Origin of the sequence: Stella humosa, from assembly GCF_006738645.1 — a bacterium.
Lineage (GTDB): Bacteria > Pseudomonadota > Alphaproteobacteria > ATCC43930 > Allostellaceae > Allostella > Allostella humosa.
Genome location: NZ_AP019700.1, coordinates 1,944,750 through 1,957,692 on the forward strand (window position 1 = coordinate 1,944,750; position 12,943 = coordinate 1,957,692).

The 12,943-nt window shown below is 69.6% G+C and carries 10 protein-coding genes; 3 read left to right on the forward strand and 7 right to left on the reverse strand.

Going from position 1 to position 12,943, the window contains the following annotated elements:
* Positions 1-3: 3 nt before the first annotated feature.
* From STVA_RS09145 to dctP, 3 genes are all read right to left on the reverse strand, one after another.
* Positions 4-1,080 carry a malate/lactate/ureidoglycolate dehydrogenase gene (locus STVA_RS09145; RefSeq protein WP_123688947.1) on the reverse strand — a complete coding sequence of 359 codons (1,077 nt, stop codon included), beginning with the start codon at positions 1,078-1,080 and terminating at the stop codon, positions 4-6.
* 4 nt (positions 1,081-1,084) lie between these two features.
* Complete coding sequence (locus STVA_RS09150) at positions 1,085-3,043, reverse strand: TRAP transporter large permease subunit (RefSeq protein ID WP_123688946.1); 1,959 nt, start codon at positions 3,041-3,043, stop codon at positions 1,085-1,087.
* A 113-nt stretch (positions 3,044-3,156) separates the two neighbouring features.
* Positions 3,157-4,170 (reverse strand): TRAP transporter substrate-binding protein DctP, encoded by a 1,014-nt coding sequence (gene dctP / locus STVA_RS09155; protein WP_123688945.1) that lies wholly within the window; start codon positions 4,168-4,170, stop codon positions 3,157-3,159.
* A 203-nt stretch (positions 4,171-4,373) separates the two neighbouring features.
* Here dctP and STVA_RS09160 point away from each other — a divergent pair, with 203 nt between their 5' ends.
* From STVA_RS09160 to STVA_RS09170, 3 genes are read left to right on the forward strand one after another with little or no spacing between them, the layout of a single operon-like run.
* Positions 4,374-5,435, forward strand: coding sequence for an ROK family protein (locus STVA_RS09160; RefSeq protein WP_123689827.1), 1,062 nt, complete (start codon positions 4,374-4,376; stop codon positions 5,433-5,435).
* Between the two features lie 55 nt (positions 5,436-5,490).
* Positions 5,491-8,292, forward strand: coding sequence for a phosphoenolpyruvate carboxylase (locus STVA_RS09165; protein WP_245978255.1), 2,802 nt, complete (start codon positions 5,491-5,493; stop codon positions 8,290-8,292).
* Positions 8,293-8,352: 60 nt separating this feature from the next.
* On the forward strand, positions 8,353-9,699 hold the full coding sequence (locus tag STVA_RS09170; RefSeq protein WP_170216376.1) for a C69 family dipeptidase: 1,347 nt from the start codon (positions 8,353-8,355) through the stop codon (positions 9,697-9,699).
* Between the two features lie 34 nt (positions 9,700-9,733).
* On the opposite strand, the gene STVA_RS27590 is transcribed toward STVA_RS09170, so the two are convergent.
* The 4 genes from STVA_RS27590 to STVA_RS09185 form a co-directional block, all read right to left on the reverse strand.
* Positions 9,734-9,892: a hypothetical protein gene (locus STVA_RS27590; protein WP_170221599.1), complete on the reverse strand. Its 159-nt coding sequence runs from the start codon at positions 9,890-9,892 to the stop codon at positions 9,734-9,736.
* 65 nt (positions 9,893-9,957) lie between these two features.
* Complete coding sequence (locus STVA_RS09175; protein ID WP_123688943.1) at positions 9,958-10,677, reverse strand: trimeric intracellular cation channel family protein; 720 nt, start codon at positions 10,675-10,677, stop codon at positions 9,958-9,960.
* A gap of 100 nt (positions 10,678-10,777) precedes the next feature.
* Positions 10,778-11,560: a DUF4394 domain-containing protein gene (locus STVA_RS09180; protein ID WP_123688942.1), complete on the reverse strand. Its 783-nt coding sequence runs from the start codon at positions 11,558-11,560 to the stop codon at positions 10,778-10,780.
* A gap of 78 nt (positions 11,561-11,638) precedes the next feature.
* Entirely contained in the window at positions 11,639-12,886 is a 1,248-nt protein-coding gene (locus STVA_RS09185) for an MFS transporter (protein WP_123688941.1), read from the reverse strand.
* Between the last annotated feature and the right edge of the window lie 57 nt (positions 12,887-12,943).

Here is a 12,943-nt window from a genome sequence, read left to right on the forward strand (position 1 = left end):
CTTTCAGCCGGCGGCCTGTTCGACGATGGCGGGGTCGAGGCCGACCATGGCGGCCGCCTGGGCGATCTGCTGGCGGGTGGCGGGGTCTAGCGGGACACCCCCTGCCAGGCGGGCCTGGCGCGTGCGCCGTTCCGGTTCGCCCGGCACCAGCACGTCGCCGCCCGCCTCCAGCGGCGGCGACGCCTTCACCCAATCCTTCAGGCGGGCCACGTCGGCGGCGAAGGCGGCGCGGCCGGACAGGCTTTCGGCATCGATCAGGATGGTCAGCATGTTGTTGACCAGGCGCCCGGCGCTCGGGTTGTCGGGGTGGCTGGAGCCGCCGCCGGTCAGCGCGCCCGCCAGCACCTCGCACAGGATCGACAGGCCCGACCCCTTGTGGGCGGCGATCGGCAGGATGGCGCCCACCGGTTCGGCATAGAAGGCCTCGGCATCGCGCGTGGGCTGTCCGTGGCCGTCCAGCACCGCGCCGGCCGGCAACGCCACGCCCTTGTTGCGGGCGACCTGGATCTTGCCCTCGGCGATGACGCAGGTCGACATGTCGAGGATCATCGGCGCGCCGTCCGGCATCGGCACGCCGGCCGCGATCGGGTTGGCCGACAGCCGCCGGTCGCTGCCGCCATGGGGGGCGACCAGCGTGCCGAAGCCCGACGTATTGACGAAATGGACCGACAGCAGGCCTGCTGCCGTTGCCATCTCGGCCCAGGCGCCGATGCGGCCGAGATGGCCGACATTGCGCAGGGCCATGACGACGACACCGGCCGTGCGCGCCCGCTCAATGGCGGCGGCCATGGCTTGCAGGCCCAGCGACTGGCCATAGCCGAAGCCGCCATCCAGCATCAGCAGCATGCCGTCGTCGCGCAGCGTCTCCAGACGGCGGTTGGGCAGGACCATGCCGCGCTGCTGCCAGTCGATATATTTCGCCACGCGAATGGCGCCGTGCGAATCATGCCCGGCCAGGTTGGCATCGACCAGATGGTCGGCGATGTCCCGCGCCTCGGCCGCCTCGCAGCCCCCGGCGCGGAAGATGTCCCCCACGACCGCGCGCAGGCGGTCGTGGGGAATGGTTTTCGTCGTCGTCATCGCGTCAGCCCAGCACGCGCGGCAGCCACATCGCCACCTCGGGGAAGAACAGGACGATGGCCAGCGAAATCACCTGCAACCCCATGAACGGCAGCAGGGACAGGAAGATGTGGTTCAGCGTTATCTCGGGCGGTGTCACCGATTTCAGGTAGAAGGCGGCCTGCCCGAAGGGCGGCGACAGGTAGCCCACCTGCATGACGATGTTGAACAGCACCCCGAACCAGACCAGATCGTAGCCCAGCGCCTGCACCGTGGGGGCGAAGACCGGCATCGTCAGCAGCATGATGGAGAACCAGTCCATGAAGCAACCGAGGATCAGCAGGATCACCATCATCACCAGGATGACGCCGATCGGGTCGAGCGGCAGCCCGGTCATGATCGCCTTCAGGTAGGCGATGCCGCCCAGCAGGTTGTAGACGCCGACCATGGCATTGGCGCCGATCGTCAGCCAGATCAGCAGACCGCAGGTGGACATGGTCGTGTAGAGCGAATCCCGCAGCATGGCCCAGCCGAGCGTGCCGCGCAGCCCGGCCGCGATGATGACGCCGGCGACGCCGAGTGCGGCTGCCTCGCTGACCGAGGACAGGCCGGAATAGATGCTGCCCAGCACCGAGAAGATGATGAAGAGCGGCAGGATCACCTTCTTCAGTGCCGCGAACTTGGCCGAGAGCGGGATGTTGTAGATCTCGGGCGGGGCCGGCGGCCCCAGCTTGGGGTTGATGGCGCAGCGGATCAGGACGTAGGCCATGTAGATGCCGGCCATCATCAGCCCCGGGATGGTCGAGGCGATGAAGAGGTCGCCGATCGAGACCGAGGTCGTCAGGCCGTAGAAGACGAGCACAAGGCTGGGCGGGATCATCACGCCGAGCGATCCGCCGGCACAGACGATGCCGATGGCGAGCTTCGAGTCGTAGCCCAGCCGCAGCATCTGCGGCAGCGCCACCAGCCCCAGCAGGATCACCTCGCCGCCGATGATGCCGGTCATGGCCGCCATGATGGAGGCAGCGATCAGGGTCATCACGCCGACGCCGCCCGGTATCTTGCCCGACCAGATCTTCAGCGCGTCGTAGAGGTCATGGGCGACGCCCGACTTGTCGAGGATGGCCGCCATCAGCAGGAACATCGGCACCGACAGCAGGACGTAGGAATTGACGTAGCCGTAGGTGCGGAAGGTGATGATCGAGAGGGCGTCGATGTCGCGGAAGGCGACGCAGAAGATGACCGCGATCAGGCCGGTGGCAAAGCCGATCGGCATGCCGAGGCCGAAGATCAGGATGACGAAGCCGGCCAGCATCAGCAGCGAGATCGTCGTGATGCTGGGCGAGAAGTCGCCGCCCGACAGCCAGGTCAGCGGCTGGAACCAAGCGAGCTGCCCGTCGGTCGCCAGCATCGCGGTGAGATAGATGGCAAAGGCGAGTGCCGCAGCGAACGTGGCCAGCACCACGGGCGGTATGCCGCCCAGCATGCGCAGGATCGTGCGCAAATTGACGAAGCATTGCAGGATCAGGAGGACGCTGCCGAGCAGCATCGACACCTTGACGATGACCGGGGTCGGCTGCGCCCAGGCCGAGCCGCCGACCTCCCAGTCCATCACGGAATCGCGGGCCAGCCGCCACGACAGCCAAGCGAAGACGAAGAAATAGATGAGGATGCCGGCATAGGCCATGGCATCGCAGAGCAGCTTGGCGCGTGGCGAGTAATTGTCGTAGATCGCGGTGATCTGGATATGCTCGCGCCGCTGCATCGCATACGAGCCGCCGATCAGGAAGGCGACGGCGATGGCCGTGGTGACGACGTCGTAGACCCAGATGGTCGGGCTGCCCATCAGGTCGTTGCCGACATCATAGATCGTGACGATGATCGACAGCGCGTAGGTAAGGCTCAGGACCTTGGATATCTGAACCACGATCCGGTCGACGGCGTTCTTGGGCGCGACGTCGGGAACGGCAACGGCTTCCGTCATGGGGTCATGCTTCCTGCACTCGGCCGCCGGTTGCGACAGACGACGCTTGGAGAGTGGGGATGGGCACCACGCATGGCGGCACCCATCCCGGTCATGGAATCAGCTCGGAGCGGCTAGAGTTTGCCGATCGACTCCAGGAACTTGACCTGGCTCTGGTAGATTTCGGTGGCGAGCGGGCTCTTCTTGGACCAGCTCTCCCACACGCCGCGGGCGACCTTGCGCAGGTCGGCCTTTTCCTTCTCGCCCCAGGTGATCAGCGTTTCCGGCTTGCGCTTGGCGGCGGCAAGGCGGTCGGCATGCTCCTGGCTCATCCACGTTGCCAGGCTCCACTCGTCGACGGCAGACGTGACGGCGGCCTTGTGCTCGGCCGACAGCGCGTTCCACTTGCTGCGGCGGATGACGAAATCCATCGCATTCAGGGAGTGGATGCCGGGATAGATGGCGTAGGGCGCGATCCGGTTGTAGCCGGCCTCGTCATTGACCGACAGCGTGCCCCAGTCGGTCGCCTCGATCTTGCCGGTGTCGAGCGCGGTATAGACCTCCGTGCCCGGCATGACCGACACCGACGCGCCGAGTTTGGCGAAGATCTCGGCCGGGATGCCGTCGGGCGAGCGCATCTTCACGCCCTTGAAGTCCTCGATCGAGCGGATCGGCTTCTTCGACGGGATCGATTCCAGGCCGAGGATGACTGGGCCGAGGAACACCGCGTCCCACTTGGCGGCGACCTTGTTCATGATCTCGTTGCCGCCGCCGATGCGATACCACATGAGCAGGTGCAGCGGATTGTCGTAGCCGGCCGCCAGGTCCCAGAAGGCGGCGGCCGCTTCCTTGCCGCCCTGGTAGGCCATGGTGCCGGCGGCTGCGTCGAGCAGGCCCGCCTTGATGGCATCCAGCGCCTCGGCCTGCGGCACGATGGTGGCCACCGGCAGCGCCTCGATCTGCAATGCGCCCTTGGTCGCGACCTTCACCCTCTCGGCGAACTTCTCGAACTCCTTGTGGACCACGGTGTTGGGTCCGTAGAGGCTTTGTGCCTTCCACTTCTGCTGCGCCTGGGCGCCGCTGGTCATGGCCAGGCCGATTGCGATTGCTGCCGCGGCGACATGCGCCGCCGTCCTCTTGCCAAGCATGCGTTCCCTCCCGAATTTCTGAACCAAGGCGCATCTTGACGCACGCCCATGTCGGCATGTGATCGCATCGGGCGGAGGCGGTCAATCGGCTGCGCGAGCATTCCGGCGGGAATTCATCGGATGAAACCGGAACGACCCCGCCGGGCTCGCGTTGCCCAGCCGGAGGCCACGCCTCCAGATCCCACTCAGCGACGATGGAGCGCATGGCCGACCAGCCCAAGGACCATCCCGAGATCCGCCATGGTGCGCAGAGCCTGCCGGCGGTCACCGTCGACAGCTACAACGAGGAAGTGCGCGACGAGGAGGGGTTCGTCGGCGACCGCGCCAATTCCCGCGCCTTCCGCGGCATCCTGGAGGAATGGCGCGAGCGCCTTCGCGAAGTCGGCGCCGATCCGCTCGAAGACGAGTCCGAGGAGATCAGCCGCAAGAAGCTGGACGAGATCCTGGCCGAGGGCGAACCCGAGGCGGCCGGGCTGATCCATGGCGTGGTCGAGGAGTTCGCCCAGGAACTGGCCGGTGTCGTTCGCCGCTTTCGCCGGCGCAAGGGTTGGAAATCGGCCGAACGGATCGTCGTCGGCGGCGGCATGCGGCAGAGCCGTATCGGCGAACTGGCCATCGGGCGCGCCACGGTGCTGCTGAAGGGAGACGGCGCCGACGTGACGCTGGTGCCGATCCGCCACCATCCCGACGAGGCCGGCCTGATCGGCGCCGTGCAGTTGGCGCCGTCCTGGATCTTCGCCGGCCATGACGGCATCGTCGCCATCGACATCGGCGGCTCCAACATCCGTGCCGGCATCGTTCTCTTCAACCGCAAGAAGGCCAAGGACCTGTCGGCGGCGGCGGTCTGGAAGTTCGAGCTGTGGCAGCATCGCGGCGAGGAGCCGGCCCCCAGCCGCGACGATGCCGTGGCCCGCCTGGCCGACATGACGAACAAGCTGATCCAGCGCGCCGCCAAGGAGAAGTTAAGCCTGGCGCCCTTCATCGGCGTCGGCTGCCCGGGGCAGATCGAGGCCGACGGCGGCATTTCGACCGGCGGGCAGAACCTGCCCGGCAACTGGGAAAGCAGCCGCTTCAACCTGCCGGCCAGCCTGCGCGCGGCCATCCCGGAGATCGGCGACCACGAGACCATGGTCATCATGCACAACGATGCCGTCGTCCAGGGGCTGAGCCAGGCGCCGTTCATGCAGGATGTCGAGGGCTGGGGCGTGCTGACCATCGGCACGGGCCTCGGCAACGCCTATTTCACGAACCGGGCGCCTGGTTGACGACGGGCTGCATGGCACGCTTCCTGCTGCGACGGCGGCGGGAGGGCCCGTTGCGTTGAACAGTGTCGCCCATGAGAACGAGGATTTCGCCGGGCACGCCCGCAGCCTGCTGGCGCTGACGGCCGAGACGATTGAGCGCGGCGCCCGCGACCCGTTCGGCAAGCCCGTCCTGTCGATCGCGCTCGCCATCACCCGCGAGATGGATCAGGGCCGGCTCGATGCCGCGACGCTCGAAGCCCTGGTCCGCCATCTGCGCGACGTCGCCTTCGCCGACCGGGCCGGCCGCATCGCCCGCTATGTCGGCGGGCTCGACCCGGCGGTCAACGAGGCCGCCCTGGACCGGGTCGCTCGCCACGTGCTGCGGCCCGATCCCGACGACAGCCCGGTGCCCTGGGCACGTTTCCGCCAGTCGGTCGAGCGGCCACGCTATGCCGTGGTTTTCACCGCGCACCCGACCTTTTCGCTGCGGGCCGACGTCGCGCGCGACCTGGCGCTCGCGGCCGGCGGCGGCGTGCCGCGTCCGGCCCTGTCGCACCGCCCCGACCCGCCGACTCTGGAGGACGAGTTCGCCCGCGCCGTCGATGCCATCGCCCATGGGCGCGACGCGCTGGACCGGCTGAACGCAAGGCTGCTGGGTGCCGCCCGTGCCTCCTGGCCGGAGCGCTGGTCCGACCTGGTGCCGCGGCCGCTGATCCTGTCGAGTTGGGTCGGCTACGACACGGACGGGCGCACCGATATCGGCTGGTGGGACACGCTGCGCCTGCGCCTGCGCATGAAGCGGCTGCAACTGGTGCGCCTGCAAGGCCAGGTGCTGGCCATCCCATCAGCGGCCGGGCTGGCGGCCAGGGTGGCGGCCGCGATTGGCCGCGTGGAGGGCCAGATCGCGCTGTGCCCGACCGGGCCGGAGCCGGAAGGCGTCGCCGCCTTTGCTCGTGCGATCGTGACCGGCCGCGACGAGGCGCTGGTGACGCCGGAGCCGCTGCTGACCTTGTTCCAGGCCGCGATCGACGGGGCCGACGAAGCGGGCCGGCTGGCGCTGGCCGTGGCCCGCGCCGGGCTGGTGGCGCACGGCCTGTCTCTGGCCCACACCCATGTGCGGCTGAACGCCGCCCAGCTCCACAATGTCGTCCGCCAGCGCCTCGGCATCGTCGATTTCGTCGAGGACCCGGCCCACCGCCGCGCCTTGCTGACGGCGATCAACACGGCACTCGACACGGTGGAGCCTGGCCCCGTCGACTTCGGCGGGCTGATTGCCGAGCAGGCGTCGGCCGCGCGCCTGATGATGACCGTGGCGCAGATCGTCAAGCACATCGACGGCGCCACGCCGATCCGCTTCCTGATCGCCGAGACCGAGAGCGGCTACACCCTGCTGGCCGCCCTGTGGTTGGCGCGGCTGTTCGGGGTCGAGCGGCAGATCGAGATCAGCCCGCTGTTCGAGACCGCCGAGGCGCTGGAGCAGGGCGCCCGCGTGCTGGACGAGGCCCTGCGCAGCCGCCACTACCGCGCTTATCTGGAGGCTACGGGCCGGCTGGCGCTGCAGTTCGGTTATTCCGATTCCGGCCGCTATGTCGGCCAGCTTGCCGCTTCCAACATGATCGAGCGGCTGCGGCTGAAGATCGCCGACATGCTGGAACGCCACGGCGTGCGCGGGGTCGAGGTGGTGCTGTTCGACACGCACGGCGAAAGCATCGGCCGCGGCGCCCATCCGGGCTCGCTCGCCGATCGGCTGAAATACCTGTCGCCGACCGCCTCGCGTCAGGCGCTGAACCGGGCGTCGCTGCCGGTGCGCGAGGAAAGCGCCTTCCAGGGGGGCGACGGCTACCTGCTGTTCGGCACCCCCGACCTGGCGCTGGCGGTGGTCGCGCGCATCGCCGAGCATGCCTTCCATCCCGCCGCCGGTCCGATCGAGGACCCGATCTATGCCGATACCGATTTCGTGGCGGATTTCTTCGCGACCGTGCGCGCCGGCATGGAGGGGCTGGTCGAGGACCCGGGCTATGCCGCCTTGCTGGGCGCCTTCGGCCCGTCCCTGCTGGATGCCACCGGATCGCGCCCGGCGGCCCGCCAGACCGACGGCATGGGGGTGGCCCAGCGCATCCGCCATCCGCGCGACCTGCGCGCCATCCCCAACAACGCGATCCTGCAGCAGCTCGGCTGGTGCGCCAACACGCTGCATGGCCTGGGTGCGGCCGCCCAGCGCCAGCCCGAGACGTTCGACCATCTGCGCCGCAACAGCCGCCGCTTCCAGCGGGCCATGGACCTGGCCCAGCACGCGCTGGCCCATTCCGACATCGAGGTGCTGCGCGCGGTGACGGCCACGCTCGACCCCGGCACATGGCTCGACCGCGCCCAGCACACCACGCGGCCCGGCCGGCGCGAGGGGCTGGTCGCCGTCGCCCGCGCGCTGGAGGGGCTGGGCCTGTGGGCCGAGGTGCAGTCGATGTTCCGCCGCGTCCAGGCCGATCACCTGTCGTTGCGCGGGGCCTGGCCGGATGCACCCGGCATGGCCACGCGCGAGGTGCTGCTGCATGCCATCCGCCTGGCGTTGATCCATCGCATCTGGCTGCTGGCGGCCGAGATCCCGGAGTTCTCGCCGCGCCATGGCGTCACCCGGCAGGTACTGGTGGCCGCCATCCTGCGGCTGGAGGTGCCGTCGGCCCTGGCCCTGCTGGCCGAAATCTTTCCCGATGCCGCCGACCCGGCCGCCGCGCGCGACTATGGCGAGCCGGCCGCCCCGCGCCAGGCCGGCGCCTATGCCCGCGAGCATGCGGAGATCTTCCAGCCGATGGCCCGCCTGTTCGCGCTCGTGCGCGAAATCGCCATCGCCGTCACCCACGAGGTGGGCGCCTTCGGTTAGGATCCCCCCACCTGGATGCGGGCGACGCGAAGGGCAGGCGACGCGAAGGAGGGTGGCGAGATGTGCGACACGATGGTGGCCCTGCCGCCGGCGACGGCCGGCGGGGCGGTGCTGTTCGCCAAGAACAGCGACCGCGAGCGCGACGAGGCGCAGTTCGTGGAACTGCTGCCGGCCGCCACCCATCCCGAGGGTGCCACCCTGCGCTGTACGTATATCGACATCCCCCAGGCGCCTCGCACCCACGCGGTCCTGCTGAGCCGGCCCTGCTGGATCTGGGGGGCCGAGATGGGCGCCAACGAGCATGGCGTCGTCATCGGCAACGAGGCGGTGTTTGCGACGATCCCGGCGGCACGCACCCCAGCGCTGATCGGCATGGACTTGCTGCGGCTTGGCCTGGAGCGCGCGGCCAGCGCGGCGGAGGCGGTGACGGTCATCACCACGCTGCTGGAACAGTTCGGGCAGGGCGGCAATTGCGGCCTCAGGGTCGAGAACCTCTATGACAATTCCTTCCTGATCGCCGACGCCCGTGAGGCGTTCGTGCTGGAGACGATCGGGCGGATGTGGGCGGTCGAGCGCTGCCCGCCGATCCGCGCCATCTCCAACGTGCTGTCGATCGGCCGCGGGGCGATCGCGCGGGCCGGCGGCGGCCTGGTCGAGCATGCCCGCGCCCAGGGCTGGTGCACCGATGCGGGCGACCTCGACCTGGCCGAGGCCTACATGGACCGCGAGCGCGATGCGGTGACGCGCGGCCGGCTGCGCTGCGCCCGGGCGGCCGAACTGCTCGGCCGGCGGGCGGGGGCGCTCGGCATCGCCGACATGATGGCGGCCTTGCGCGACCATGGGGCGGAGGCCGACGGGGTCGCCGGCTGGCACCCCGACCGGTCGACCACGCGGGCGATCTGCATGCATGCCGGAGCCGGCGTCCGTCGCGGGCAGAGCGTCGGATCCATGGTGGCCGAACTGCATCCGGGGCGGCCCGGCATCTATTGGGTGACGGGGACGTCGGCGCCGTGCCTGTCGATCTTCAAGCCGGTGCTGCTGGTGGCCGGCTTGCCGACACAGGGCCGGCGGCCGACCGACCGCGACGATACCGACCGCGAAGGCGCGGCCAGCCTGTGGTGGCGGCACGAGCGGTTCCACCGCGCTGCGATGCTGGGCGACCATGCCGGCATCCTGGCCGAGATCGGGCCGGAGCGGGATGCGCTGGAGGCCGGCTTCGCGGCTCGCATCGCCGCCCTTGGGCCAGCACCTGCTGCCGGCGAGGCCGCCGCCGTCGTCGGCCAGTGCTGGGCCGAGGCGGACGCGGCGGAGGAACGGTGGTTCAAGGCCCTGCCGGCGCGGCCGGGGCGTATCCCGCAGGCGGACTATGCCGCGAGCTGGAAAACGCCGGAACCGGCCAGCCTGTAGCAGGCGCCGGCCGGGCGGGCCGGCGGGGACATGCTCAGGGCGGGGCGGCGGCGGGGATCTTGCCGACCTGCGCGGACGGCCGGGTCTTCAGCCGGCCGCCATCGACGGCGAGGTCGGCACGCTCATGGGCCACCAGCGGCTTGTCGGCCAGCTCGCGGCGCAGGGCCGCGAGATCGATCATGGTTTCGGGCATAGGGGATCCTCCTCCGTCGCAACCCTACAGTGATCGGAGGACATGTCTGCGCCAATTCGCGCGGCTCAGAACATCGGTGCGCGAATGCCTTTCTTGTACAGCACCATGCGCATGACCGAGGTGCCGACCAGGGTTGCCGTGATGATCCAGACGTCGACCTCGGGCGGCAGCCAGGTCAGCCCCAGGACCAGGACCAGGCCCCACATAGCCGCGATCTCGGCATAGAAGCTGCCCTTCATCACCGGGTTGCCGGCGTCGGCGCGAAAGACGTCGCGCAGCACCGTGCCGAAGGCGGCGTTCAGCACCGCGAAGGCAGGGCCCCAGACGACGAGCGGCCGGCAGTTGAACTGGATCGCGGTCAGCACGCCGGTGACGGTGAAGCTGGCGAGCCCGATCGAATCGAACAGCACCAGCAGCGTACGGGTCGTCATCGTCTGCTGCGCCCGGACATAGAGGTAGGCGAGGTCGAAGAAGAACAGGAATCGCCCGCGCGCCAGGTCGATGAACGCCATCACCAGCTTGGCGGTGACGACGACGACGATGATCGAGATCATGTAGGTGGGCTGGTCGATGATGCCGACCGGCGCCCGGCCCGCAATCAGGTCCATCACCAGACCGCCGCCGATGGCGGGCAGGGCGGCCAGCACGAAGGCGCCGATCAGCGAATAGCCCTCCGACCGGGCGATGGTGATGCCGGAGAGCGCAAAGGCGATCGTCCCCAGCAGGTCGAGCGCGATGAACCAGTGCGCGCGGACGATATTGTCGATCAAAAAGGCGTGGTCCATCCGCCGCTATCCCCCCAGCGTGAGCGGATCGACAATAGGGCAAAGCCGCGCTGCGGGCGCGGCTTTGCTTGCGGCGGATGGGCCGGGCGGCCGGGTGTTGCTACATGCGGCCGGGCAGCACCGCGATGTCGATGATGCGGCCGATCGAGCCGGCGCCGATCGGGCCGATCGCCTGGGCCGCTCCGGTCGCGACGTCGAAGCGGTAGAGCACGTTGCCCGCGACCGAGAAGCCCTGGTTGCGGGTGCCGTCCGACCAGATGTCGGCGCCATCGGCGGCGATCCCGCCGGTGCCGGCTGGCTGCAGCACGCCGTCGTTGGGCGGGTTCTGCAGCGCATAGGTGCCGCTGGCACCGTCGATCACGAAGAGCTGGGTCTGCGTGGTGCCGCGGACCGAGTTGGTATACGCACCGGCCTGGACCTGCGGCTGCCCGCCGCCGGCGGCGTAGCGGATCGGCTGGTCGACCGCGGCAGCGCCGGTATCGACGTCGACCCGCAGGTTCTGCCCGCCGGCACCCACGACGCGCAGCCGGTCGGCCACGGGGTTGAAGTCCACCAGATAGCCGCCGGCCTTGGCCAGCGGCACGGACAGCATGGCCTTGAAGGTGGCGATGCCGGCCGGCACGTCGATCATGAAGATCGCGCCCTGGGTGTTGATGCCGTAGAGGCGGCCGTCGGCCGGCCGCACGTCGAAGCCGACCAGCGGATGGCCCGTGCCGTGCAGCCCGCGGCGGACGGCCTGGCCCGGGTCAGCGTCCGAAAAGTACAGCAACTCGCCCCGGTCGGTGATGCCGACGAAGTCCGCGGCGGCGGCCGGCAGGGCCGGCAGCAGGGCGGCAGCGGACAGGGCCAGGGCGACGAAACCGTTGCGGGTGGCGGCCATCATGAAATTCTCCGGCAGGGTTGAACCGGGGCGCCAACGCGGCCGCCCCGGATTCGTTCCCCCTGGCGGGGCGGCCGGCGCCTACTCGGCCGGTGCCGCCGCCGCGCGCCCTGCCATGGCCTCTGGCGAGCGCGCCCACATCTCCGGCGACAATTCTTCCTTGCGGTTGGGGAAGAGCAGCGCACAGGCCAGCGTGACGCTGCCGAAGCCGGCCAGCACCACCATCGCCAGCGACAGGTTGCCGGTCGCCTCGTGCAGGAAGCCGACCAGGGGCGAGGCGCAGGCCGCCCCCAGGAAGCCGATGGTGAAGCGCACCGAATAGAGCTTGGCGCGGAGTGCCGGCGCGATGTAGCGGGCGGTCATGGTGTCGTTGACCGTCACCTGGCCGAAGATCGAGGCGGCGACGACGCCGGACAGCGGCAGCACCAGCCAGCCATCGACGAAGGACAGGCCCAGCAGCGCCGGCACCAGCACGACGCCCAGCGGCAGGAACACCGCCTTCAGCGTATTGCGGTCGATCATCTGCCCCACCGTGTACTGGGTCAGCCCGCCGCACAGCGTGGCCAGGAAGGCCAGCAGCCCGACCACCGGCAGCAGGTCGGGCGACGAGGCCAGGCGCTCCTCCATCAGCTTGGGGATCAGCAGCGTGAAGGCGTTGAAGACGAGGCCGGAGACGGCGGCGATCGCCATCAGGATGATGACCGCGCGGCGGACGACGGCCGGCGGGATTTCGGGGAACGGCTTTGCTCCGGCATTGCCGTGCCGGGCGTCGAAGGCGGGCTCGCGCAGGTAGAAGAGGCCGATGCCGACGCACAGCAGCCCCGGCAGGATGAAGGCCCAGTGCCAGCCGAAGCGGGCGGCCAGGAACGCGGTGACGACCGGGGCCAGGGCCACGCCGACATTGCCGAAGACGCCGTTGATGCCGACCGCGCGGCCGACGCGGGGGCCGGCCGCCTCCACCAGCATGGCGGTGCCGATCGGATGGTAGATGGCCGAGAAGGCGCCCATCAGGCCCAGCGCCAGCATCATGCCGATGGGAGACGACACGAGGCCCGCGACCACCATGCAGCCGCCGGTGCCGAGGAAGAACGCCGTCATCATCTGCTTGCGGCCGAGATGCTCGGCCAGCCACCCCATCGGCAGCGAGCCCAGGCCATAGGCCACGAACATGAGGGTGCCCAGCGCCAGTACCGGGCCGTAGTCGCCGCCGAAGGTGGCGGTGTCATGTTGCACGATGGCCAGCACGGCCGTCGCCAGGATCAGCAGGCTGTAGTGGGTGAAGGTGTGGGCGGTATTGATGAACGCCATCTGGCGCGTATTGGGGGACATCGGCTCGGGCCTCTGCTGCGATTGCAACAGAATACCAGCAGGCGGGCCACGCGATCA